General features: G+C 63.9%; 19 protein-coding genes. All 19 read right to left on the reverse strand.

What is annotated here, in order from left to right:
* Positions 1 to 5: 5 nt before the first annotated feature.
* The 19 genes from bamA to nuoN all read right to left on the reverse strand — a co-directional run bounded on the left by bamA (position 6) and on the right by nuoN (position 23,892).
* Positions 6 to 2,405, reverse strand: a complete 2,400-nt coding sequence (bamA, locus tag L879_RS0113395) for an outer membrane protein assembly factor BamA (protein ID WP_027316552.1) — start codon at positions 2,403 to 2,405, stop codon at positions 6 to 8.
* A 164-nt stretch (positions 2,406 to 2,569) separates the two neighbouring features.
* Positions 2,570 to 3,733 carry an RIP metalloprotease RseP gene (gene rseP, locus L879_RS0113400; RefSeq protein ID WP_027316553.1) on the reverse strand — a complete coding sequence of 388 codons (1,164 nt, stop codon included), beginning with the start codon at positions 3,731 to 3,733 and terminating at the stop codon, positions 2,570 to 2,572.
* 20 nt (positions 3,734 to 3,753) lie between these two features.
* The gene (dxr, locus tag L879_RS0113405) at positions 3,754 to 4,935 is read right to left on the reverse strand and encodes a 1-deoxy-D-xylulose-5-phosphate reductoisomerase (RefSeq protein WP_027316554.1); all 1,182 of its coding nucleotides are present in this window, start codon (positions 4,933 to 4,935) and stop codon (positions 3,754 to 3,756) included.
* Between the two features lie 6 nt (positions 4,936 to 4,941).
* Positions 4,942 to 5,775 carry a phosphatidate cytidylyltransferase gene (locus L879_RS21665; RefSeq protein WP_035459620.1) on the reverse strand — a complete coding sequence of 278 codons (834 nt, stop codon included), beginning with the start codon at positions 5,773 to 5,775 and terminating at the stop codon, positions 4,942 to 4,944.
* Positions 5,776 to 5,803: 28 nt separating this feature from the next.
* Positions 5,804 to 6,571, reverse strand: a complete 768-nt coding sequence (locus tag L879_RS0113415) for an isoprenyl transferase (RefSeq protein WP_027316555.1) — start codon at positions 6,569 to 6,571, stop codon at positions 5,804 to 5,806.
* A gap of 28 nt (positions 6,572 to 6,599) precedes the next feature.
* A complete protein-coding gene (frr, locus tag L879_RS0113420; protein WP_027316556.1) occupies positions 6,600 to 7,160 on the reverse strand; it encodes a ribosome recycling factor in 561 nt (186 codons plus the stop codon).
* A gap of 71 nt (positions 7,161 to 7,231) precedes the next feature.
* A complete protein-coding gene (gene pyrH / locus L879_RS0113425; protein ID WP_438268108.1) occupies positions 7,232 to 7,945 on the reverse strand; it encodes a UMP kinase in 714 nt (237 codons plus the stop codon).
* 71 nt (positions 7,946 to 8,016) lie between these two features.
* The gene (gene tsf, locus L879_RS0113430; protein ID WP_027316558.1) at positions 8,017 to 8,946 is read right to left on the reverse strand and encodes a translation elongation factor Ts; all 930 of its coding nucleotides are present in this window, start codon (positions 8,944 to 8,946) and stop codon (positions 8,017 to 8,019) included.
* A gap of 105 nt (positions 8,947 to 9,051) precedes the next feature.
* Positions 9,052 to 10,074, reverse strand: a complete 1,023-nt coding sequence (locus L879_RS0113435; RefSeq protein WP_027316559.1) for a 30S ribosomal protein S2 — start codon at positions 10,072 to 10,074, stop codon at positions 9,052 to 9,054.
* A 157-nt stretch (positions 10,075 to 10,231) separates the two neighbouring features.
* On the reverse strand, positions 10,232 to 11,338 hold the full coding sequence (locus tag L879_RS0113440; protein WP_027316560.1) for an acyltransferase family protein: 1,107 nt from the start codon (positions 11,336 to 11,338) through the stop codon (positions 10,232 to 10,234).
* Positions 11,339 to 11,385: 47 nt separating this feature from the next.
* On the reverse strand, positions 11,386 to 14,859 hold the full coding sequence (gene dnaE, locus L879_RS0113445; RefSeq protein WP_027316561.1) for a DNA polymerase III subunit alpha: 3,474 nt from the start codon (positions 14,857 to 14,859) through the stop codon (positions 11,386 to 11,388).
* Positions 14,860 to 15,357: 498 nt separating this feature from the next.
* Complete coding sequence (locus tag L879_RS0113455) at positions 15,358 to 16,053, reverse strand: ABC transporter ATP-binding protein (RefSeq protein ID WP_027316562.1); 696 nt, start codon at positions 16,051 to 16,053, stop codon at positions 15,358 to 15,360.
* A gap of 2 nt (positions 16,054 to 16,055) precedes the next feature.
* Positions 16,056 to 17,345, reverse strand: a complete 1,290-nt coding sequence (locus L879_RS0113460; RefSeq protein ID WP_027316563.1) for a lipoprotein-releasing ABC transporter permease subunit — start codon at positions 17,343 to 17,345, stop codon at positions 16,056 to 16,058.
* Positions 17,346 to 17,351: 6 nt separating this feature from the next.
* Positions 17,352 to 18,680, reverse strand: coding sequence for a proline--tRNA ligase (gene proS / locus L879_RS0113465; protein WP_027316564.1), 1,329 nt, complete (start codon positions 18,678 to 18,680; stop codon positions 17,352 to 17,354).
* A 484-nt stretch (positions 18,681 to 19,164) separates the two neighbouring features.
* The gene (locus L879_RS0113470) at positions 19,165 to 19,500 is read right to left on the reverse strand and encodes a DUF1467 family protein (RefSeq protein WP_245265234.1); all 336 of its coding nucleotides are present in this window, start codon (positions 19,498 to 19,500) and stop codon (positions 19,165 to 19,167) included.
* A gap of 10 nt (positions 19,501 to 19,510) precedes the next feature.
* Complete coding sequence (mce, locus tag L879_RS0113475) at positions 19,511 to 19,915, reverse strand: methylmalonyl-CoA epimerase (protein ID WP_027316566.1); 405 nt, start codon at positions 19,913 to 19,915, stop codon at positions 19,511 to 19,513.
* Positions 19,916 to 19,946: 31 nt separating this feature from the next.
* The gene (locus tag L879_RS0113480; RefSeq protein ID WP_027316567.1) at positions 19,947 to 21,620 is read right to left on the reverse strand and encodes a ribonuclease J; all 1,674 of its coding nucleotides are present in this window, start codon (positions 21,618 to 21,620) and stop codon (positions 19,947 to 19,949) included.
* 5 nt (positions 21,621 to 21,625) lie between these two features.
* On the reverse strand, positions 21,626 to 22,453 hold the full coding sequence (locus L879_RS21670) for a biotin--[acetyl-CoA-carboxylase] ligase (RefSeq protein WP_084021012.1): 828 nt from the start codon (positions 22,451 to 22,453) through the stop codon (positions 21,626 to 21,628).
* Complete coding sequence (gene nuoN / locus L879_RS0113490) at positions 22,453 to 23,892, reverse strand: NADH-quinone oxidoreductase subunit NuoN (RefSeq protein WP_027316568.1); 1,440 nt, start codon at positions 23,890 to 23,892, stop codon at positions 22,453 to 22,455. The genes L879_RS21670 and nuoN overlap by 1 nt, the downstream gene beginning before the upstream one ends.
* Positions 23,893 to 23,894 lie beyond the last annotated feature (2 nt).

Consider the following 23,894-nt stretch of genomic DNA (forward strand, 5'->3'; position numbering starts at 1 on the left):
CCCGATTAGAAGCGTGTGCCACCCGAGAAGCGGAAGGCCTGGGTGCGGTCTGCGCCGACCCGAACACCGTCTCTCCAAACGCCCTCTTCCTTCGAGAGCGCAATCGCGTAGTCGAAGCGGATCGGGCCCAGCGGCGAGCTCCACAGGAGCGAGGCACCGACCGAGGAACGGAGCTTGTCGCTGTCGAGAACCTCGATGCAGTTCTGCGGCCGGTCACCCGACGGGGCGCACCCGCCGATCGGATCCAGGATGCTGCCGCCGCCGCCATTGAAGACCGTCGGCCCCTCGTATCCGTAAAGAGTACCGGCATCGGCGAAGACGGCACCCTTCAGGCCCAGCTCGCGCGGCAGTCCGAAGATCGGGAACTGAACTTCGAGCGTGCCGCCGAAGTAGGTCGTGCCGCCAACCGCGTTGGCGCTGCTGTCGTAGCTCGAGATGTCACGCGGGCCGAGGCCGTTGGGAGCGAAGCCGCGAACCAGGGACGGACCCATGAAGAAGTGGTCGACGATCCGCAGGTCGCCGCCGTTCACGCCATTGTCGCCGAAGCCCATGATGTGACCGCCCTGGATACGGGCGATACCGACCACGTCCTCGAACAGCTCGCGGTAGTAGCGCGCGTCGCCGGTCACACGGAAGTAATGCGAGTCGCCGCCAAGGCCGGCGAAGTCCGTCTTGACTTCCGCGTAGAAGCCGTTGCGCGGCTCGCGGATGTTGTCGAGGGTGTTGTAGTTGAAGGTCAGGCCCGCGAGCGAGGTGAGGGTCTCACCCTGCGATTCCTTGATGGCCAGCGAGGCCTCGCCATTGCCTTCGCAGAAGGCGCGGGAGGCGACTTCGCCGGGAGCGCCGGTCGCGATTCCTCCACCGGCCAGACGGGTATAGCCCGGGATCGGCACGGCGCAGTCGTTGTAAGGCTTCTCGGTATCGTTCGGGATATCGAGTTCCTGCTGATAGAGCGAGTAGCGCGCCGTAACCGTGAACTCTTCCGTGAACGGAAGGCCGAGGCGAAGCGTGCCGCCCGTCATGCGGTTCTCGTAGCGGGAATAGCGCGTCTGATCGCTGAACTTCGAGAACAGGTCGATACCCGCCGACATCCGGTAGCCGAGGAAGTACGGCTCGGTGAACGAGAAGTCGATGCCATGGGCGCGCTGGCCGAGCTGGCCGGCCAAGCGGACGAACTGACCGCGACCCAGGAAGTTCGTCTCGGTGACGGAGACCTCGCCGATGAAGCCGTCGGCCGTGGAGTAACCGCCCGAGATCGAGAACGAACCGGTGGACTGATCCTCCACATCCACGTTCACGACCACGCGGTCGGCCGATGAGCCCGGCTCGTTGGAAATGCGGACGCGCTTGAAGTAACCGAGGTTGTTCAGACGGCGCTCGGCGCGGTCGACGAGGACCTGGTTGTAGGCATCGCCTTCGCCAAGCTCGAACTCACGACGGATGACGTAGTCGCGGGTGCGGCTGTTGCCGCGCACGTTGATCCGCTCGATGTAGATCCGCGGACCTTCCTCGACCACGTAGCTGAGGTTGACGGTCCGGGTCGACGGATCCCGCGTGCCGACCGGGCGAACCTGGGCAAACGGATTGCCCTGGCGGGCGACGTTGGTGGTCAGGGCCTGGACCGACTTCTCGACGGCTTCCGCGTTGTAGACGGAGCCCTCGGAGGTCACGATGTCCTTGCGCACGGCCTCGGCATCGACGCCCGGAAGCCGCGGATCGACGCTCACGCTGCCGACCTTGTACTGCTCACCCTCCTCGACGGCGATGTTGATGATGTAGCCGCCTTCATTGGCGTCGAACTGGACATCGCTGGAAACGATGCGGAAGTCCGCATAGCCGTTCTTCAGGTAGTACCGGCGGATCAGCTCGAGATCGTTCGCGAGACGATCCGGATCATAGACGTCGGTGCTCTTGAGGAAGCTCAGGAGATTCGTCTCGGTCGTCTGCATGATGCCGCGGAGGCGGCTGGACGAGATCTGGCTGTTACCGGTGAACCGGATTTCCTTCACGCCGGTCTTGTCGCCCTCGACGACGGTATAGACCACGTCGACCGTCCCGTTGGGGAGATCGACGATGCGGGGGGTCACCTGGGCGAGACCGCGACCGGAACGGCGGTAGATCTCGAGGATACGCTCGACGTCGGCATCGACGGCGGCCTGGTTGTAGGGAGCCCGGGCCCGGGCGCGGAGCTGATCCTCGATGAGGGCCTTCTCGACCCTCTTGTTGCCCTCGACGACCACGCGGTTGACGATCGGCCCCTGCGAGGCAGAGGCGCGGCGATTCCTCGAATCCGCCTGCTGAGCGAAGGCACCCTCCGCGGCAGTCAGCCCGGCCATCAGCGCGCTGATCGCAATAACGGCGGTGGTGGCCGGCTTTTTCCGGCGAGGCTTGGTCGTCGACATCATCAACTGCCCGTTCTTTATCTTTGTCCCTAGCGAGGAAGGCCCCGCTGGCTGGGGACGAATGCCCCCAACCTTATCCGTGTGGTCTCGCTTGTACAAACTTTCGCCGTTATTGCAAACGGCCATCCACGACAGAGTGCCAATTTTTAACGGGCGTGGCGTCCTTGTCACGATCCCCTGGCCATAAAACTGCTGCCAAGGTGAACAAGATCATTCCAAGTGGCGAACAGCATCAGCATCGCCACCAGGGCGAAACCGATTCTGAAGCCGATTTCCTGGGCTTTTTCGCTCAAAGGACGCCCGCGAACCGCCTCGATGGCATAGAACAGAAGGTGTCCGCCATCCAGGAGCGGAATGGGAAAAAGGTTAATGAGCCCAATCGAGACCGACATGAAACCGATCAGGCTGACGAGGCTGTAGACCCCGCCCACGTCGAAGGCGGTGCCCGAAGCCCTGGCGATTCCGATGGGGCCCGAGAGCTGGTCGGCCGATTCCACCCCCATCACGAGGCGGCGGACGAAGTTGAGGGTTCGTTCCACGAGGTTCCAGGTTTCGACCACGGCGGACTTGACGGCTCCCCAAGGGGAATATGTCAGGCGCTTGATGGCCGAAGGGTCCCGGGAGGCTTCGACGCCCAGCAGGCCGATGCGCTGCTTGCCGAAGGGGCTGGTCCGCTCGACGAAGTTCGGGGTCGCCGTAAGGGAAACCACCTGTCCGCTGCGCTCGACCGTGAAATCCAGGGGCTCCCCTGCGCTGGAGCTGACGATCAGCTGCATATCGGCGAAGGTCTCGATGGTCCTTCCGTCAACGGTCAGAATCAGGTCCTTGGGCTGGAAGCCCGCCTTCTCAGCCGCGCTCCCCGGCTGGACGGCCTCGATCCGGGGCTCCAGCACCAGGCGGCCGCTGAAGTAGTTGAAGCCGGCGAAGATCGCGATGGCCAGGACGAAATTGGCAATCGGCCCGGCGGCGACAATCGCCGCGCGCTTGGCGACGCTCTGGTGAGGAAAGCTGATTGCCCGCTGCTCCAGGGGCATCTGGTCGAGCTGCCCCTGATCGGGAACGCTTGCGGCATTCAGGTCCCCCACGAACTTTACGTAACCTCCGAGAGGAATCGCACAGATCTTCCAGCGGGTTCCCTTCTTGTCGGTCCAGCCGAACAGTTCGGGACCGAATCCGATGGAGAAGGCCGTCACGCCGACACCGCAGAGGCGCCCGACCCAGAAGTGGCCGAATTCGTGGATGAAGACGACGACCGTCAGAACCACCAGGAAGGAGATCAGCGTTAGGAACAGGGAGCCTGTCGCGCCACCGATCATCGTAATAAAGTCCATTGTTGTCCCTTTCGCGCCCTTTAAAGTCGCGCTGTCCGATCATGGGCAGAAACGGCCTGCCGCGCCGCCCGGCGGGCCTCCTCGTCGATATTCAAGGCCTCCGCAACCGTTTCCGGCGCCGCCAGTCGCCTTCCAGAAAAAGTCGAGCAAACGGCCTCAACCATCTCTGAAATATCGTAAAATCCGATTCTGTCCGCCACGTACGCCGCGACGGCGATTTCGTTGGCCGCGTTCAGGATCGTGGGCATGGCCCCTCCAGCCTTGAGCGCGGCTTTCGCGAGAGATAGGCATGGAAACCGCTCCTCGTCAGGGCGGTCGAAGCTTAAACGGCCAATCGCGGCAAGATCGAGACGCGGCAGGTCCATCCGCAGCCGGCGCTCATTGCGCAAGGCGTTGGCGATGGGCACCTTCATATCCGGCAGGGCCAACCCGGCCGTGACAGCGCCGTCGCTCCATTGCACCAGACCGTGAACGATGGCCTCGGGATGGACGAGGACGTCGAGGCGGTCGGCCTCAAGGTCGAACAGATGATGGGCCTCGATGAGTTCGAGCCCCTTGTTCATCAGGGTCGCCGAGTCGATGTTGATCTTCGATCCCATGGACCAGATGGGATGGGCCGAAGCCTCCTTGGCGCTGGCCCCGGCAATCCGCTCCCGGGTCCAGGTGCGAAACGGCCCGCCGGACGCGGTGATGACGGCTTTTTCCACATCGCGGTTCATGCCTGCGGCCAGGGCGTGATCCAGGGCATTGTGCTCTGAATCGACGGGCAGGAGATCGATGCACAAGCGACGCACATCGGCCATGAAGGCCGCCCCCGCGCAGACAAGGCTTTCCTTGTTCGCCAGTGCGATCCGCCTGCCCGGCTTCAGCGCGGCATGGGTCGGCGCGAGGCCGGCCGTTCCGCTGATGGCGGCGACCACCGTGTCCGCCTCACGCTCGACGGCTTCGAGGACGGCGGATTGTCCCGCCCCGCTTCCGATGCCGGTTCCCGACAGAGCCTCCTTCAGGGCCTCGCCGCCGCTCTCGTCCGCGAGAGCCGCGAACCGCGCCCCGAGGCGACGGGCCACCTGCGCGAGGGCCAGGGCATCCCTTCCGCCGACGACGGCTTCGACGCGGAATGCGTCCCGCTGGGCGATAACGACATCGGCCGTCGAACGGCCGATCGAACCGGTTGCCCCGAGAATGGTGAGAGAAAAGGTCATCAATCGTTATGTAGTGAAATGAAACGGCAGAAGAATGAGGGCGACGATGAGGCACACGGCCCAGAAGCCGTCGAGCCTGTCCATCACCCCGCCGTGCCCGGGTATAAGATGGCTCGAATCCTTTACATCGCAATGCCGCTTCAGCGCCGATTCCCCCAGATCGCCGATCTGGCTCGCGATGGAGGCGACGATGGAGAGGACAGCCATGCCGGGAAGGCCGAGCGGCAGGCCGAGCCCATAGGTCTCTCCGATCCAGGCGACCAGCACGCCGCTCAGGGCGGCGGCAATGACGCCCCCGAGGAAGCCGGACCAGGTCTTCTTAGGGCTGATCGGCGGACACAGCTTCGGGCCGCCGAGGGCCCGGCCGGTGAAGTAAGCGGCGATGTCCGTCGCCCAAACGACGGCGAACATCCACAAAAGGCCCAAGATGCCCAGATGAGGGTGTTCGCGCATGATCGGCGGAACGAGGACGATGATCGCCGCATAGGGGAAGCTCGACGCGACCCAGACCTTATGAGCCATTCCCTGCGTGATCAGCGTGGCCACTGCCGGGAACACCAGAGCGGCGGCGACGAACAGGCCGAAACTGGCCTCCGTCAGGAGAAGGAGCGTCAGTCCGGCGAGGCCCAGGCCCAGGACGGCCTGGACCGGGCGGAGCGGCCTTGCACCGGTCATCGTCGTCCATTCGAGCATAACGGCAAGGCCCGCCGCCAGCCAGAACAGGGCAAAAGGCCACCCGCCCCAATAGGCCGCCAGAAGGGCGGCGGCGATCATGACGATGGCGGAGACGACCCGGGTCGAGAGTTCCGTCGATGGGGTTGGCGTGGGGCTCGACGTCAAAGAGAGTAGCCTTCGTCTGGGGACATTGTCAGCCCATCCGGGCGCTCAGACCGCCGAAACGACGGTCGCGCCTGCAATACTCGTCGATGGCCGCCTTGAAGGCCTCCTCGTCGAAATCGGGCCAGTAGCAGGGAAGGAAGACAAATTCGGAATAGGCCGTCTGCCAGGTCAGAAAATTCGAGACCCGCTGCTCCCCCGAGGTCCTGATGACGAGATCGGGATCGGGTATGCCATGGGTATCGAGGGCCGCTTCGACAGTCTCCATATCGATCTCTTCAGGATCGAGCGCCCCCTCCTTCACCTTGCGGGCCAGGATGCGCATGGCGCCGACGATCTCCTGGCGCCCGCCGTAGTTGAAGGCGATGATCAGGGTCAGGCCCGTATTCGCGCGGGTGAGCTGCTCGGCCTCGTCCAGCAAGAGCCGGATGTCGGAGGCCAAGCCCTCCCGCTCGCCGATGATGCGGACACGGATGTTGTTGGCGTGAAGTTCGGCGAGATCATGCCGCACGAAGCGCTTGAGAAGACCCATGAGGTCGGAGACCTCCTGGGCCGGACGTCTCCAGTTTTCGGCGGAGAAGCTGTAGACGGTGAGATAACGGACCCCCAGGTCGCCCGCCGTCCGGACGGCACGACGGATGGCCTCGACCCCACGGCGGTGCCCCTCGAATCGGGGCAGGCCCCTCTGTGCGGCCCAACGGCCGTTTCCGTCCATGATGATGGCGACATGGGCAGGCATTCCCTCGCCTGCTCCCGCGCAGGCAAAGCCTGGGTCCGACCGTTTGGCTTCGCCGCTCATGTTTCCTTCCCGATGCACGTCTTGAAGATCAGACGTGCATGATTTCCTTTTCCTTGGCCGCCAGAAGAGTGTCGACCTCGGCCACGAACTGGTCCGTCGCCTTCTGGACCTGGTCGGCATGACGCTTTCCGTCATCCTCGCTAATCGCGCTGTCCTTCTCAAGCTTCTTGAGAAGATCGAGCCCGTCGCGGCGCACGTGACGAACGGCGATCTTCGCCTCTTCGGCGTATTTGTGCGCGACCTTCACCATTTCCTTGCGGCGCTGCTCGTTCATCTCGGGGATGCGCAGGCGGATGACCTGCCCCTCGGTCTGCGGGTTGAGGCCGAGATCGGATTCACGGATCGCCTTCTCGACGGCGGCCACCATGCCGCGGTCCCAGACCTGCACGCTGAGCAGGCGCGGCTCCGGAACGTTGACGGTGGCGACCTGCGAAATCGGCATCATGGCGCCATAGGCATCGACCTGGATCGGATCGAGCAGATTCGGCGAGGCGCGGCCGGTGCGCAGGCTGGCCAGGTCGTTCTTGAAAGCGTTGATGGCGCCCTGCATGCGGCGCTTCACATCGGCGAGATCAAAGGTCGTAGCCATCGGTTTTGGTCCTTACGCGAACTATTTAAACGGGCTTACGCCGCTCAGGGTCCTGCATCAAGGCCCCTGGATCAAGGGGCGACGACCGTCGAGGGCACTTTCCCCTGGAGAAGAGCGGTCACGGAGCTCGGAGCATGTACGGAGCCCACGATGATGGACAGCTTGCTTTCGCGAGCGAGCGCGAAGGCTGCCGTATCCATGACCTTCAAGTCCTTCGCAATGGCCTCGTCATGGGTCAGCCGGTCGAATCGGACCGCGTTCGGGTCCTTCTTGGGATCGGCCGAGTAAACGCCGTCGACCTGGGTGGCCTTGAGCACCGCGTCGCAGCGCAGTTCGGCGGCGCGAAGGACGGCCGCGGTGTCGGTGGTGAAGAACGGATTACCCGTGCCGCCGGCGAGCACCACCACCTGCCCTTTGTCGAGGTGGTGCAAGGCCGGCTGGCGGGCATAGGTTTCGCAGATGGTCGGCATGGAGACCGCCGACATGGTCCGGGCCGGAACGCCCGCCGCGTTCAGAGCCGTCTCGATGGCGAGCGAGTTCATGACCGTGCCGAGCATGCCCATGGAATCGGCCGTGGGACGGTCGATCCAGCCGGCCGAGCTCATGCGGGCGCCCCGGATGATGTTGCCGCCGCCGATCACGACGGCGATCTCGAAGCCGGCGCGGGTCGCTTCCGCCAGATCGGAAGCCAGCGAAGACAGGATCTGAGGATCGAGCCAGTATCCGTCGGGAGCCATCAAGGCCTCTCCCGAGAGCTTCACCAGGATGCGCCGGAACGTTGCCATCATCAGACCTTTCTTTTCGAATCCTCTCATGAAAACGGCGGCTGAAGAGCCGCCGTTCGCGAAGGTTCGATTTAGGCCTTGAGACCGGCCTGGGCGGCGACTTCCGCCGCGAAGTCCGGAGCCTCCTCCTTCTCGATGCCCTCGCCGAGAGCATAGCGGACGAAGGCTTTGAGGGCCACCGGCTTGCCGGCCTTGGACTCGGCTTCCTTGAGAACCTGGGTCACGGTCTTGGACGGATCGTGCACGAAGGGCTGCTCAAGGAGGGTGACTTCCTTGAAGTAGCTCTTCAGGCCGCTCTCGATGATCTTCTGCATGACGTGATCCGGCTTGCCGGCGTTCTTGTCGCGCAGGATCGCGCTCTCGCGCTCGATGGTCGCCTGGTCGACGCCGGAGGCGTCCAGAGCCACCGGGTTGGTGGCGGCCACGTGCATGGCGATCTGACGGCCGAGCGTCTCGAGAGCCCCGACATCGCCCTCGGACTCGAGCGCCACGAGGACGCCGATCTTGCCGAGGCCGTCACCGACCGCGTTGTGGACGTAGGTGGCGATCAGGCCCTTCGAGACCTCGAGCTTGGCGACACGGCGCAGGGTCATGTTCTCGCCGATGGTGGCGATGAGTTCCTGCAGACGGTCCTTCACGGTGGTCTGCGAACCCGGGAAGTGAGCGGCTTCGAGGTTCTCGATCGTGCCGTTGCCGTTCAGGGCGATCTTGGCGGCTTCGCGGACGAAGGCCTGGAACTGGTCGTTACGGGCAACGAAGTCCGTCTCGGAGTTCACTTCGAGGATCGTCGCGGTGTGCCCCGACGACTCGACGGCGACGAGGCCCTCGGCGGCCACGCGGCCGGCCTTCTTGGCGGCCTTCGAGAGGCCCTTCTTACGGAGCCAGTCGATCGCGGCTTCCATGTCGCCCTTGGTCTCGGCGAGAGCGGCCTTGCAGTCCATCATGCCGGCGCTGGTCGTCTCGCGCAGCTCTTTCACCATCGCAGCGGTAATGTTCGCCATGGCTTTTCCTTTCAAAGGTTCACGCATAGAGGGAGCCCGGCGCTCGTGGAACGCCGGGCTCGATCATTCGTTCAAGCGGCGCAGCATAGCGCGGCGCCGTGCGACTTACGCAGCAGCGGCTTCGATCATCGAGCGGGCCTGGTTGATCCAGCCGTCGCGCTCGAGGCGGCCGTTCAGCTTCAGGTCCTTGTCGAGCTGGGCGACATCGGCCGGCTGCATGGCGGCGAGCTGCCAGTAGTGGAAGATGCCGGCTTCGTTCAGCTTCTTCTCGAGCTGCGGGCCGACGCCGTTGAGCTTGGTCAGGTCGTCCGGAGCGCCACGGGGAGCGGCCAGACGCTCGAACTGCTCGCCCTCATAGGCAGCAGCCGGAACGTCGCCGGCCGGAAGCTCCTCGGCCATCGGGTTCTCGGACGCGCCGATGTCGATGCCCATCTCGCCGGCACCGCGGGAGATGCCGTCGAGGGCGGCGCGGGCGACCAGATCGCAATAGAGCGAGATGGCACGGCCGGCGTCGTCATTGGCCGGAACCGGGAAGGTGATGCCGTCCGGGTCGCAGTTCGTATCGACGATGGCAGCCACCGGGATGCCGAGGCGCTTGGCCTCCTGGATCGCCAACTGCTCCTTGTTGGTGTCGATGACGAAGATCAGGTCGGGCGTGCCGCCCATGTCCTTGATGCCGCCGAGAGCGCGCTCGAGCTTCTCCTTCTCGCGGGCGAGCATGAGGCGCTCTTTCTTCGTGAGGCCCTGGCCGCCGCCGGCGAGGATCTCGTCGACCTTGCGCAGGCGGGCGATCGAACCGGAAATCGTCTTCCAGTTGGTCAGCATGCCGCCGAGCCAGCGGGAGTTCACATAATACTGAGCCGAACGCTTGGCCGCATCGGCGACCGCATCGGCCGCCTGGCGCTTCGTGCCGACGAAGAGCACGCGGCCGCCCTTGGCCACCGTGTCGCTGACGGCCTGAAGGGCGCGGTGCAGCATCGGAACCGTCTGGGCAAGGTCGATGATGTGGATGTTGTTGCGGGTGCCGAAGATGAACTGACCCATCTTCGGGTTCCAACGGTGGGCCTGGTGGCCAAAGTGCGCGCCAGCCTCAAGCAGGCTGCGCATCGAGAATTCAGGAAGCGCCATCTTTTTTCTCCGGTTAAACCTCCGCGGAACAGTGAACCGGCTGAACCGGCCACCGGGGTATCCTCATGGGCTCATGAGGGGATTCCGCGTGTGGGATGCGGGCGCATATAGGGGAAAAGGGAGGCGATTGCAAGCTCGGCCCTAACGAGCCGGGCGTTTAATGCGGCCCGAGCCGCCGCAGAGCCCGCATCATGGGACGCTCCACTCTCCGATACAGCCCCAAGCCGACGGCAAGGCTGACGGAAAACGTCGCCAGATCCCAGAGAATGGAGCCCGCCATCCAGGGAAAAGCGGCGCGCACAGCCTTGTCGATTCCGATGATGACGGCGAGGTGTGTGAGGTAGATCGAGTATGAGGCATCCCCCAGCCTCACGAGCCAGGCAGGGGGGCGGAGCACGCCCCTCGCCTCGAGACCGACGGCTCCGGAAAGCACGATGCCGCTGGAGATCCCGAACAAGATGAAGCGATTCCCCACATTGCCGACCTTTACACCATCGGTTGCGACCATAACCGCAGAGAGAACAAAAAACGAACAACCAAGGACCAGGAGCGGCCATGCAAGGCGGACGAGGAAGCCGCGCGGCACAAGGGCTATGAGGCACCCCAACATGAAATACAGATTGAACCCGTTGAAGACGCGCAGTTCCTTCGGGCTGATCGAGGGCAGCAGGAAGGTCGCGACGAAAGAGTATGCCGCCCAAGCCACGGAGAGGAGCAAAGCAAGGCGAGCGGGCAGGAAGAAAACAAGGGCGAAGATCAGATAGAAATATACTTCGTAGTTCAACGTCCAGGCTTGCGTCACGAAGCAATGGTCCGTCGTGGTCGGCAGCAGCAGAAACGATTTGACGTGGTTCAGCAGGGCATCGGTTTGATAACACCCCTTCGAACCGAGAACGGAAATCAGCACCCCCGACCCGATCCAGACGACCCAATAGATGGGGTAAATCCTGGTCAGGCGCCGCCAGATGAAAGGCAGCCGCTCCTCGCTCCGACCGACCAGGTGCCGGCTCGTGTGGATCATGATGAAGCCGGAGATCACGAAGAAAAGGTCAACTCCTGCAAACCCGAAATGGCGCGCAGGGTCGAACACGCTTTCGACATGGTTGATGACCGCGGCATGGTTGGCGATGTGATAGACGAGTACCAGCAGAGCCGCGACGGCCCGCAAGGCTTGAACGGAAAGAAGCTTTTCGGGCTGAGCGGCCCTTTCGGATGGGACCGGCACGGCGATGCCCGCTCTGGCAGTGTCGGCCCATGCCTCCATTCTCGCTCTCTCTTTTCAATCCGATTCGGGGCAGGACAATACGAGACTCAGCTCATCTGCACATCCACCACCCCCGGCACCGCACGGAGGGCCCCCGCGATCTGGGGCGTCGCCATGTACTTGCCCGGGAGCCTGACCTCGACCTCCCGGTCGCCTTCGTCGAGAATCAGGACCAGAGAGACCTCCCCCTCGCCCTTGGCCCGCAGGCGCTCGTAGACGCTGGCGATGGGGCGCTCGTCCCGCAGGAAGATGCGCATGCCCTTCTGGTACTTGGCCAGGGCTTCCTCCAGGGGCTCGGCGGTGCCGATGCGCGCCCTCACCTCCTCGCCCTCGATCCCGGCCTGCAGCATCAGAACCACGGCGGAGCCGGGCTCCAGCACGTCGCGGAATCTCATGAGGCCTTCCGAGAAGATGATGGCCTCGAACTGGCCGGTCTGATCCGAGAGGGTGAGGATTCCCATCTTGTTGCCGGTCTTGGTGCGCCGCTCCTGCCGGTCGAGCACCGTCGCGGCCACCTTGCCGACCGAATTGCCCGCCTTCACCGAGCGGCAGAAATCGGCCCAGGTCTGGACCCGCAGCTTCTGGAGCAGATCGCCGTATTCGTCGAGCGGATGGCCCGAGAGGAAGAAGCCGACGGCATCGTATTCGCGCTGCAGCCTCTCGGCGGCCGGCCAGGGTTCATAGGGGCCGATGCGCAGCTGCACATCCGCCGAGGCCACGCCGCCGAACATGTCCATCATGCCGCCATTGGCCGCCTCGTGGGATTGCTGGGCGAGGCTCATCATGGCGTCGATGGAGGCGCAGGCCTTGGCCCGGTCCGGCTCCAGCTCGTCGAAGGCGCCGGCCGCGATCAGGTTTTCCAACGTGCGCTTGTTGAGCATGCGCGGGTTCATGCGGCGGGCAAAATCGGCGAGGTCCTTGAAAGGCTCGTCTCCGCGCGCCTCGACAACGCTCTCGATGGCCTGGCGGCCGACGCCTTTGACGGCGGCGAGGGCATAGAGGATCTGCCCCTTGCCTTCCGCGTCGTATTGCACGTCGAACACCACGCCCGAGCGGTTGATGGAGGGCGGGATGACCTTGAACCCCAGGCGCTGCGCTTCGCGGCGGAATTCCGCGAGCTTGTCCGTGTTGTCGAGATCGAGCGTCATGGACGCGGCCAGGAACTCGACCGGGTAATTGGCCTTCAGATACGCGGTCTGGAAGGCCACGAGCGCATAGGCGGCCGCGTGGCTCTTGTTGAAGCCGTAATCCGCGAACTTCGCGAGAAGGTCGAAGATCTCGTTCGCCTTCGCCTTGTCGAGCCCGCCCTGAGCGGCACCTGAGACGAACCGCTCGCGCTGCGCGTCCATCTCGGCCTTGATCTTCTTGCCCATGGCGCGGCGCAGGAGGTCGGCGTCGCCGAGCGAGTAGCCGGCGAGCACCTTGGCGACCTCCATCACCTGCTCCTGGTAGACGATGATGCCGAAGGTTTCGCGCAGGATCGGCTCGAGCTTGTCGTGAGGATACCAGTCCTTCTTGTTGTGTTCGTCCTTGCCGAGCTTACGGGCGCAATAGACCGGGATATTCGCCATGGGGCCCGGACGGTAGAGCGCCACGAGGGCGATGATGTCCTCGAAACGGTCGGTCTCCATTTCGACGAGGGCCTTGCGCATGCCCACCGATTCCACCTGGAACACGCCGACCGTCTCGCCGCGCCGGAGCATCTCGTAGGTCTTGCGGTCGTCGAGCGGCAGGGCCGAGAGATCGATATGGATGCCCTTGCGCTTGATGAGGTCCACCGCCGTGCGCAGCACGGTGAGCGTCTTGAGGCCGAGGAAGTCGAACTTCACGAGGCCCGCCTGCTCGACCCATTTCATGTTGTACTGGGTCACGCGCATGCCGGTCTTCGGGTCTCGGTAGAGCGGCACCAATTCCTGCAGCGGACGGTCGCCGATCACGACGCCGGCGGCGTGGGTCGACGCGTGCCGGTGGAGTCCCTCGAGCTTCTGCGCGATGTCGAGCATGCGCTTGACGACGGGCTCCTCCTCGATGGCGGCCTGCAGCTTCGGCTCGCCTTCGATGGCCTGCGCGAGCGTGACGGGGTTGGCCGGGTTCTGCGGCACGAGCTTGGTGAGCTTGTCCACCTGGCCATAAGGCATTTCGAGCACACGGCCGACGTCGCGCATGACGCCGCGGGCAAGCAGCGTACCGAAGGTGATGATCTGCGCGACCTGCTCCTCGCCATAGCGCTTCTGCACGTATTCGATCACGCGCTCCCGGTTATCGACGCAGAAGTCGATATCGAAGTCGGGCATCGACACGCGTTCGGGATTGAGGAAGCGCTCGAACAGCAGGCTGAACCGCAAGGGGTCGAGATCGGTGATGGTCAGCGCATAGGCGACCAGCGAACCCGCGCCCGAACCGCGGCCCGGGCCGACGGGGATGTCATGGTCCTTCGCCCACTTGATGAAGTCCGACACGATCAGGAAGTAGCCGGGGAACTTCATCTTGCGGATGATGCCGACTTCGAATGCGAGCCTGTCGTGATAATCCTGCTCTGTCAGGCCCGGCGCAGGCCCGTGCGCGGCCAGGCGCTTGACGAGGCCTTCCTTGGCCTGCCGTTCCAGCTCCTCTCCTTCGTCGAGGTTCGCCGCGTCGGGACCGATGCCGAAATTCGGCAGAATGGGCTTGCGCGTTTTCACGCGGGCGGAGCAGCGCATGGCGATCTCGACGCTGGCCTGCAGCGCATCCGGCAGATCCGCGAAGAGCTCCATCATCTGCTGGCGCGTCTTGAACGAATGCTCCGGCGAGAGACGGCGGCGATTGTCGTTGGAGACGATCTGCCCCTCCGCAATCGCGAGCAGCGCATCATGCGCCTCGTAATCCTTCGCCGACGAGAAGAAAGGTTCGTTCGCGGCGACGATGGGCAGGCCGTTGCGATCCGCAAGCGCCAGCAGCTCGCCTTCGATCAGGCGCTCGTCCTCCAGCCCGTGACGCTGGATCTCGACATAGAGCTGATGGCCGAAGGCGCTCTTGAGGATATCGAGCCGCGCCTGCGCCAGATCCTGCCGCCCGCCGTCGCGCAGCGCGCTGTCCAGGGGGCCTGTGAATCCGCCCGTCAGCGCAATGATTCCCTCGCTGTGACCGGCCAGCACAGGCGCCATGACACGGGGATTCTCGCCCAGCGGCACGCCGAAATAGGCATGGCTCACGAGGCGCATGAGGTTGCGATACCCCTCCTCCGTCTGGGCGAGCAGAACGATATTGGCGGGCTGAGGCACGACGCGGGCGACGGGATCCGGCTCCTCGAAGCAAACCGACAGCTGGACGCCGGCGATGGGCTGGATGCCGCTGCCCGCCATTTTCTCGGAGAACTCGAGAGCCCCGAAGAGATTGTTGGTGTCGGTGAGCGCCAGGGCCGGCTGCTTGTCTGCCGCAGCGAGTTTGGCCAGTTGCGCAATCTTCAATGCCCCCTCGAGCAGCGAATACGAGGAGTGCACATGCAGATGAACGAAGCCGATGTCTTGAAGAATGCGCGCCATGAAACTCTACTCGTCAATGGCGCGCATTCTGGCACGATTCTGTTCTGAGAGAGCTTTACAGGTCGTCCGAAGGACGATGTTCCTGTGAATCTCGGTGGGTTAATGTGGATTTCCGGTATCAGGCGATGGGAGAAAGAACCAGAGCCCAGATTGCCACGGCAGACCCGAAGATTGCCAACGATGCGATTTCGGCGGTGGTCTCGAGGATGAAGCGAAGCATGATCTGATCTCCGTGTTCCCAATATGTTCATATTTGTTCATTGGATGTTCTGTGTAAAGCCTGTGAAGAGGCTGCACCGGGGACGGAGTCAACAAACCCTTAAAATCCGGCGAGACGCGTTGTCATAAGGGCGCGTGGGCGCGCTCGGAAAGCCGCTCGTGCCTTCAGAGACGGCCAAAGCCGATTTTTCCCGAGGAAGAATGAATGGGGCGGACCGAAGCCCCTTTGAAGCGCGAAACGATCTTCCTTGCGCCCCGTCCAGCCTCGAAAGCGGCCCCTTACGGCAACTGCACGATAAGGCCGTCTCGGATGGTCACGCGGCGATCCATGCGCGCGGCAAGGTCCATGTTGTGGGTCGCGATGAGGGCCGCGAGCTTGGAGGCCCTGACGATGGCGACGAGCGTCTGGAAGACGCGATCTGCGGTATGCGGATCGAGATTGCCGGTGGGCTCGTCGGCCAGGAGCAGACGCGGCGCATTGGCCACCGCGCGGGCGATGGCCACACGCTGCTGCTCGCCGCCGGACAGCTCGCCGGGGCGATGATCGAGGCGCTTTCCCAAGCCGAGGAAGGTCAGGAGCTGCCGCCCCCGCTCCTGGGCTTCCGCCTTGGGCAGGCCGCGGATGAGCTGGGGGATCACCACGTTCTCCAGGGCCGAGAATTCCGGAAGGAGATGGTGAAACTGATAGACGAACCCGAGATCTTCGCGCCGGATGCGCGTGCGCTCCTGATCGTTCATGGAGGCCGTCGGCTTGGAGCCGACGAAGACCTCGCCTCCATCGGGACGCTCGAGCAAGCCTGCGACATGGAGCAGGGTCGACTTGCCCGTGCCCGAGGGCGCGACGAGGGCCACGATCTCGCCGGGCCAGATCGCAAGATCGGCGCCACGCAGCACGTCGAGAAAGCTGTCCCCTTGCGGGTAGCGGCGCTCGACTTTGGACAGGTACAGGGCGGGTTGAGACTGGGTCGGCGACATACTTATCCGTAACGCAGCCCCTCGACGGGATCGAGCTTCGCGGCCCGCCAGGAGGGATAGAGGGTCGCCAGGAGCGACAGCACCATGGCCATGATGAGAATGGTCGCGACCTCGGTCGGGTTCACCTCGGCCGGGAGCCGGCTCAGGAAGTAGAGCTCGGCGGGGAAGAGATTGGTGTTGGTCAGCCGCGAAATCACGTCGCGGATCGTCTCGACATTGAGCGCGAGCAGCAGACCGAGGCCGAAGCCCGCTATCGTTCCCACGATTCCGATCGACGCGCCGGTGATCAGAAACACGCGCATGATGGCGCCGCGCGTGGCCCCCATGGTGCGCAGGATCGCGATATCCTCCGACTTGTCCTTCACGAGCATGATGAGCCCGGAAATGATGTTGAGCGCCGCCACGAGCACGATGAGCGTGAGAATGAGGAACATCACGTTCCGCTCCACCTCGAGCGCCCCGAAGAAGGTGCGGTTGCGCTGCCGCCAGTCCGTCATCAGGATGGGTCGGGCGGCCGCCTCCTCGATCGCGGCCCGCGCCTCGTCCACCTTGTCCGCATTGTCGAGATAGACCTCGATCAGCTGCACGTCGTTCTGGCGGTTGAAATAGTTCTGCGCCTCGGTGAGCGGCATGAACACGAAGGTGGAGTCGAACTCCGACATGCCGATCTCGAAGACCGCCTTCACGGGATAGCCCTTCACGCGCGGCGCGGTCCCGAAGGGCGTGGAGGCGCCGCGCGGCGTGATGAGCGTCAGGGTGTCGCCCGCCTGGAGCGACAGGGCGTCGGCGAGGCGCCGTCCGATGGCCACCCCCTCCCCGTCCTCGAAACCATCGAGCGAGCCCTGGCGGATATTGCCGGCGATGTGGTCGATCTTCTGAAGATCCTCCGCGCGGATTCCGCGAACCAGAACGCCACTGCCGTTGTATTGCGAGGAGCCGAAGGCCTGGCCTTCAACGAGCGGAATGGCGCGCTTCACGCCGGGCACGGCGGCGATGCGCGCCGCCACTTCCGGATAATCGGTGAGCGGGCTTTCCAGCGGCGCCACGAAGATGTGGCCGTTGATGCCCACGATCTTGTCGAGCAGTTCCTTCCGGAACCCGTTCATGACCGAGAGCACCACGATGAGCGTGGCGACGCCGAGCATGATGCCGAGGAACGAGAAACCGGCGATGACCGACACGAAACCTTCCCGGCGGCGCGTGCGCAGGTAGCGCCCCGCGAGCATCCACTCGAAGAGCGAGAAGGGTTTCGTTCCTGAGGGCGCCGTCCCGGCTTCTGCTGCCTTGGCCATGGCTGCTTATTTATGGCGGCTCAGGCGGGCGGCGACATCTTCGAGCGACAGCATTTCGCGCTCGCCGGTGGCGCGGCGCTTCAGCTCTACCTTGCCTTCGGCGAGCCCCTTCGGGCCGATCAGCACCTGCCAGGGCACGCCGATCAGGTCGGCCGTGGCGAACTTGCCGCCCGGCCGCTCGTCCCGGTCGTCGTAGAGCACGTCCCGCCCGGCGGCGCTCAGCTCGCGATACAGGCGCTCGCTGGCCGCATCGGTGGCGGAATCGCCCGCCTTGAGATTCAGGATTGCCACGTCGAAGGGGGCTACCGCCTCCGGCCAGATGATGCCGTTCTCATCGTGGCTCGCCTCGATGATCGCGGCGATCAGGCGGCTCGGACCGATGCCGTAGGAGCCCATATGGACAGGCTTCTCCTGACCGTCCGGCCCCATGACCTTGGCGCCCATGGGCTCGGAATACTTGGTTCCGAAATAGAAGATGTGACCGACCTCGATGCCCCGCGCCGACATCTTCTTGTCGGCGGGAACGGCATCGAAGGCAGCCTCATCATGCATTTCCGAGGTTGCGGCATAGAGCGACGTCCACTTGTCGACGGTGCTCTGGAGGCCGGGAATGTCGTCGAAATTCGTGTCCGCGGAGGGGATCTCGTAGTTCAGGTAATCCGCGTGGCAGAACACCTCGCTCTCGCCGGTCGAGGCCAGGATGATGAATTCATGGCTCAGGTTGCCGCCGATGGGGCCCGTGTCGGCGCGCATCGGGATCGCCTTCAGACCCATGCGGGCGAAGGTGCGCAAGTAAGCCACGAACATCTTGTTGTAGGAATGCACGGCGCCGGCCTGATCCAGGTCGAAGGAATAGGCGTCCTTCATCAGGAACTCGCGCGAGCGCATCACGCCGAAGCGCGGGCGCACCTCGTCACGGAACTTCCACTGGATATGGTAGAGGTTCAGCGGCAGATCCTTGTAGGAGCGCACATAGCCCCGGAAGATCTCCGTAATCATTTCCTCGTTGGTCGGGCCGAAGAGCATCTCGCGGTCATGCCGGTCCTGGATGCGCAGCATTTCCTTGCCGTAGGCGTCGTAGCGCCCCGACTCGCGCCAGAGATCCGCCGACTGGATCGTGGGCATCAGCAGTTCGATGGCGCCCGAGCGGTTCTGCTCCTCGCGGACGATGGCATTGACCTTGTTCAGTACCCGCAGCCCCAGCGGCAGCCAAGCGTAGATACCCGCCGATTCCTGACGGATCATGCCGGCGCGCAGCATCAGGCGGTGGGAGACGATCTCCGCCTCTTTCGGCGTCTCGCGTAGAATGGGGAGGAAGTAGCGGCTCAAACGCATGGGACGCCTTTGAATCTCGATCGAAAGTGAAAAGGGTAACGACTCGTTTCCAGCACACAACACAGGGCTCGGGCAAAAGACAAGCTGTCATCGCCCTCGCGGGCCTGCGGCAAGGTGGATTAGACCAAAGATGAATACATTAACTGCCGAAAAATGCATCAGGGCCTGCCTACAAAAGGTGACACCCTAAGGGAAGCTGACTATAAACGTCGTTGTAACGTCTTAGACCTTCAAGGTCAGAGGCTACGGTCCGAGTTTCGGGAGGAACAAGGTCCCCAAGCGCCAGACAAGCGCAGGGCGAAAGAAGCCAGGGATCAAAAAAATGCCAAAAGGCAGTTCAGGCAAGGCGAAAGCCTTGCTTTTTCTTTTGGCACCAGAGCGTTTTCGGCGAAGTGGTTCCAGTTCGCCGTCAAAAATGCGGCCTGCCAAGGAAAAGAGCTGATTCCACGCCCGTGGAAACAGCCCTAGCCCTCACCCTTAAGCTTCAGAGCCCGGCAAGGGGGAAGGTCGCTGATACGATCACCAGCACGACCGAGGCCACGAGGGTCGTCCAGATCGCCTTCTCGCGCAGGCCCGGCATCACGGGCGCACCTGGCTCGCTGCCCTGAATCACTTCCCCTGCCTCAGCCTGGCTCCGGACGCCGAAAGGCAGCACGGCGAAAAGCAGGATCCACCAGATCACGAAATACAGGGCCAGGCCGCCGCTGACCCGCAGGTCGAAGCCTGTGACGGCAATGGCAACAGCGATTGCGGAGATCACGGTCACAACCGCGAGGGTCGACCAGAGCGATCCGGCGAGAGCTTTTACAAGGTTTATCAACAGCTTGTCCTCAGGCTTGCTCAAGTTCGATCAGGGTGCCGTTAAAGTCCTTCGGATGGAGGAAAAGCACCGGTTTCCCATGCGCTCCGATCTTCGGTTCGCCCGAGCCCAGCACTCTGGCCCCGCTTTTCACAAGCCGGTCGCGGGCGGCGTGGATATCGTCCACCTCGTAGCAGAGATGGTGCATGCCGCCATCCGGGTTCTTCTCCAGGAACTTGGCAATGGGCGAATCCGCGCCGAGCGGCTCCAGAAGCTCGATCTTGGTGTTCGGCAGCGTGATGAACACCACCGTCACGCCATGCTCGGGAAGCGCCTCGGGATCCGACACCGTGGCTCCGAGGGTACCGCGATAGAGCTGCGAGGCCGCCGCGATGTCACGCACGGCGATGGCCACATGGTTGAGACGTCCGATCATGCCAGTCCCCTCATTCTTTTTTGCTTCCGTCCTATGCCTCGATCACGAGCACATGGCAGGCGGGCTTTTTGCCCCATTCGACATTTACGGCAGCGCGGACGGCCCGGTGGACGGCATTCTCGACCGCCTCGGGATCCCGGCGCTTGGCCTTTGGAAGGGTATCGAGCAGATCGGCCACCGTATCGGCAATGATGTCGGTCAAGTCCCGCCCCTCGCGGTTCTTCTCCGGGAGGCCCATGGCGTCGATCACCGGATCGCCCACGAGCTCGCCCCGGTCGTCGATAGCGATGGCGACGGTCACGATGCCGGCAAAGGCGAGCTTGCGACGCTCCGGCAGCGCCCGCTCGCCTGCCGCGATTACGATATTGCCGTCCCGGTAGAGACGCCCGGCCGGGATGGTATCGATGATCTCGGCAGGTCCGGGCGAGAGACGGACAAGGGTTCCGTTCTTGGCGCGGACGACCTCCTGCACGCCCTGCTGACGGGCGAATTTCGCGTGTTCGCTCAGATGCAGCGGCTCGCCATGGGCCGGGATCGCGATGCGAGGCCGCGTCCACTGGTACATCTGGGCCAGTTCACCCCGCCGCGGATGGCCGGAGACATGGACCAGTTCCGTCCGGTCGGTAATGACCTCGATGCCCTGCTCGATGAGGTTGTTGAGAATAGAGCCGATGGCCTTCTCGTTTCCAGGGATGGCGCGGGAGGAGAAGATCACGCGGTCGCCCGCCGAGAGAGCGATGTCGGGATGCTCGTCCTGCGCGATGCGGGCCAGCGCGGCCCGGGGCTCGCCCTGCGAACCGGTGAGGATGGCGACCACCTTGTCGCGCGGCATGTAGCCGAAATTCTCGGAGGAGCGGAACTCCGGCAAGCCTTCCAGATAGCCGCATTCCCGGGCGACCTCGACCACGCGATCCATCGCGCGGCCCACGACGACCACTTCCCGCCCGCATTCCCGCGCTGCCTCGGCGACCGAGCGGATGCGCGCGACGTTCGAGGCGAAGGTCGTGACCGCCACCCGATGAGGCGCATCCTTGATGAGCTGAGCCAAGCTCCTGGCCACGTCGGATTCGCTGGGGCTGGTGCCTTCGCGCACCACGTTGGTGGAATCGCAAACGAGGGCGAGCACCCCCTCGTCGCCCAAGGCGCGGAAGGCTTCCTCCGACGTCAGGCTTCCGAGATAAGGCGTGCTGTCGAGCTTCCAGTCGCCCGTATGCACGACGAGGCCGTGGGGCGTGCGGATCGCCAGCGCGTTCGATTCCGGGATCGAGTGCGCGACGGGGACGTATTCGATATCGAAGGGGCCGAGCTTCAGGCGCTGGCCGGGCACGATCTCGTTCAGTTCGATCTTCGGGGCATTGTGCTCCGACAGGCGCCGGGTCTCCAGGAGGCCGATGGCGAACTTGGTGGCATAGACCGGCGCGCGCAGGCGCGGCCACATCTCGACCAGGGCGCCGATGTGATCCTCATGGGCATGGGTGATGAAGATGCCCAGGAGATTATGGCGCTCCTCCTCGATGAAGCGCAGATCCGGATAGACGAGATCGATGCCGGGCAGGTTTTCCTCACCGCCGAAACCCATGCCGCAATCGACCAGAATCCACTGTCGGTCATGCTCCGGCCCGAAGCCGTAGAGGGCGGCGTTCATTCCGATTTCGCCGAGCCCTCCAAGAGGAAGAAAGACCAATTCGTCCTGGTGGGAAGCCATTACTATCAAAACCTTTTCGTGCCAGCATCAGGCATGGCTATATCGTGAAGCAAATTGGGAAAATAAAGGTCCCCTGCATCGACGAGCTCCATCCCGTCGGCGCCTTTCAGCTGCAGGCGTCCGAAGCGATCGAGCCCCTCGAAGATCCCTTTTCTCTCGCCGGAGGGCAGCCGGAGCGTCACCTCCTGCCCGATTCCGGCGGCGCGCTCGAGCCAGAGACGGCGAATGGCGCCGAACGGATCCGTTGTCGTCGTCCGCAAGGACGACTTCCAGGCGGAGAAGGTTCGGGCGAATGCGGAGGAGAGCGCGCAAAAGACATCGTCGCGGTTCAGACCGGGCCTGACCTCCTGGAGCGTCGTTGCCGGATAGGGTGTCGCGGTCGGGGCAAAGGCGACGTTCACCCCGATCCCGATCACGACGGCAAGCGGCCCCTCGGGCCGAAGCCTGTGACCTTCGAGGAGAAGCCCTGCAACCTTCGCCCCTCCCAACAGGAGATCGTTCGGCCATTTCAGGGCAAGGCGCGGAGCGCCGACGCCGATGACGGATTCGACCGCCTCGTGCAGGGCAAGCCCTGCCACGAAGCCGAGTTGAGGCGCGAGGTTAAGCTCGCAGGGATCGATCAGCAGCAGGCTGGCATAGAGATTGCCCGGAGGCGAAGACCATTGCCGGCCATGCCGCCCCCTGCCCGCAAGCTGCTGCGTAGCGATGACCCAGAGCTGTCCCGGATCGCCGGAACGGGCCGCCTCCAGCGCATCGTCGTTCGTCGAGCCTGTCGCCTCGAGCGAGAGAAGCCTGTATCCGGCCGACTCGGTCTCTGGCGACAGGTGCACCATCAGAACAGGGAGCGCGCGGCAGCGCGCGCCGCCGCCACGAGGGGCGCCGGGACGATGCCGAAGAGAACGACGAAGATGCTGCTCAGGGCGAGAACGAGCTTCACGCCGGCCGGCATGACATCGTAACGCTCGGCAGGATCGTCGAAGTACATCACCTTCACGATGCGCAGGTAGTAATAGGCGCCGATCACGCTCGTCACGACGCCGATGATGGCGAGAGCCACGAGATCGGCCTCGATGGCAGCGGTGAAGACCGCGAACTTGGCGAAGAACCCGGCGAGCGGAGGAATGCCCGCGAGCGAGAACATCATCATGGCGAGGCAGAAGGCCATCACGGGATGCGTGCGCGCGAGGCCGGACAGGTCCTCCACCGTCTCGAACATCACGTTGCCGCGGCGCAGGCTCAGGATGCAGGCGAAGGTGCCCAGGGTCATGGCCAGATAGATCGCCATGTAGACGATGACGCCCTGGATGCCCTCGGCCGTGCCTGCCGCCAGGCCGATGAGCGCATAGCCCACGTTGCCGATGGAGGAATAGGCCATCAGGCGCTTGATGTTGCGCTGGCCGATGGCGGCGAAGGAACCCAGCGCCATGGAGGCGATGGCGATGAAGACGATGATCTGCTGCCACTGCACCATGATGCCGGGGAAGGCATCGATGAACACGCGGGTGGCCATGGCCATGCCGGCCATCTTGGGAGCGGCGGCGAAGAAGGCCGTGACCGGCGTAGGCGAGCCTTCATAGACGTCCGGCGTCCACATGTGGAACGGCACGGCCGAAATCTTGAAGGCAATGCCGGCGGCCACGAAGACGAGACCGACGATGGCGCCGATGCTCACATTGCCCTGCAGGATCGTGGCGAGAGCCGGGAACGAAATGCTGCCGCTGAAGCCGTAGACCAGCGAAGCGCCGTAGAGCAGCATGCCGGAGGCGAGCGAGCCGAGCACGAAGTACTTCAACCCGGCTTCCGTCGAGCGCACGTTGTCACGGTCGAAGGCCGCGATCACGTAGGAGGACAGGCTGAGCAGTTCGAGGCCGATATAGAGCGCGATCAGGTCGTTGGCCGAGATCACCATCATCATGCCGATGGTCGAAAGCACGATCAGGATCGGATACTCGAAGCGGCTGATGCCCTCCCGGCGCATGTAATCCAGGGAGAGGATGATGCCGCCCGCGGAGGCGATGAGCGTCAGCGCCTTCATGAACTTGGCGAAGCCGTCGACGACGAAGGAGCCGCCCATGGTTTCGACGCGCTCGGACGGGAGCATCAGGACGGCCACGAAAGCGACGGCCAGAAGCGCCAGCGCGATCATGCTCATGCCGTAGCCCGGACGCTCGCCTCTCAGGGCTCCGAACAGGACAAGGACGAGGGCACCGGCCGCCATGATGATCTCTGGCAGCACAGGACCGAAAGCAGGAATGGTGAGGGCGGGATTCATCG

Source organism: Microvirga flocculans ATCC BAA-817 (assembly GCF_000518665.1).
GTDB classification, from domain to species: Bacteria; Pseudomonadota; Alphaproteobacteria; order Rhizobiales; family Beijerinckiaceae; genus Microvirga; species Microvirga flocculans.

Coding starts and splice junctions, on each gene's coding strand:
- bamA (WP_027316552.1), bottom strand. CDS start 2,405: ATGATGTCGACGACCAAGCCTCGCCGGAAAAAGCCGGCCACCACCGCC.
- rseP (WP_027316553.1), bottom strand. CDS start 3,733: ATGGACTTTATTACGATGATCGGTGGCGCGACAGGCTCCCTGTTCCTA.
- dxr (WP_027316554.1), bottom strand. CDS start 4,935: ATGACCTTTTCTCTCACCATTCTCGGGGCAACCGGTTCGATCGGCCGT.
- L879_RS0113415 (WP_027316555.1), bottom strand. CDS start 6,571: ATGAGCGGCGAAGCCAAACGGTCGGACCCAGGCTTTGCCTGCGCGGGA.
- frr (WP_027316556.1), bottom strand. CDS start 7,160: ATGGCTACGACCTTTGATCTCGCCGATGTGAAGCGCCGCATGCAGGGC.
- pyrH (WP_438268108.1), bottom strand. CDS start 7,945: ATGGCAACGTTCCGGCGCATCCTGGTGAAGCTCTCGGGAGAGGCCTTG.
- tsf (WP_027316558.1), bottom strand. CDS start 8,946: ATGGCGAACATTACCGCTGCGATGGTGAAAGAGCTGCGCGAGACGACC.
- L879_RS0113435 (WP_027316559.1), bottom strand. CDS start 10,074: ATGGCGCTTCCTGAATTCTCGATGCGCAGCCTGCTTGAGGCTGGCGCG.
- L879_RS0113440 (WP_027316560.1), bottom strand. CDS start 11,338: ATGGAGGCATGGGCCGACACTGCCAGAGCGGGCATCGCCGTGCCGGTC.
- dnaE (WP_027316561.1), bottom strand. CDS start 14,859: ATGGCGCGCATTCTTCAAGACATCGGCTTCGTTCATCTGCATGTGCAC.
- L879_RS0113455 (WP_027316562.1), bottom strand. CDS start 16,053: ATGTCGCCGACCCAGTCTCAACCCGCCCTGTACCTGTCCAAAGTCGAG.
- L879_RS0113460 (WP_027316563.1), bottom strand. CDS start 17,345: ATGGCCAAGGCAGCAGAAGCCGGGACGGCGCCCTCAGGAACGAAACCC.
- proS (WP_027316564.1), bottom strand. CDS start 18,680: ATGCGTTTGAGCCGCTACTTCCTCCCCATTCTACGCGAGACGCCGAAA.
- mce (WP_027316566.1), bottom strand. CDS start 19,915: ATGATCGGACGTCTCAACCATGTGGCCATCGCCGTGCGTGACATCGCG.
- L879_RS0113480 (WP_027316567.1), bottom strand. CDS start 21,620: ATGGCTTCCCACCAGGACGAATTGGTCTTTCTTCCTCTTGGAGGGCTC.
- L879_RS21670 (WP_084021012.1), bottom strand. CDS start 22,453: ATGGTGCACCTGTCGCCAGAGACCGAGTCGGCCGGATACAGGCTTCTC.
- nuoN (WP_027316568.1), bottom strand. CDS start 23,892: ATGAATCCCGCCCTCACCATTCCTGCTTTCGGTCCTGTGCTGCCAGAG.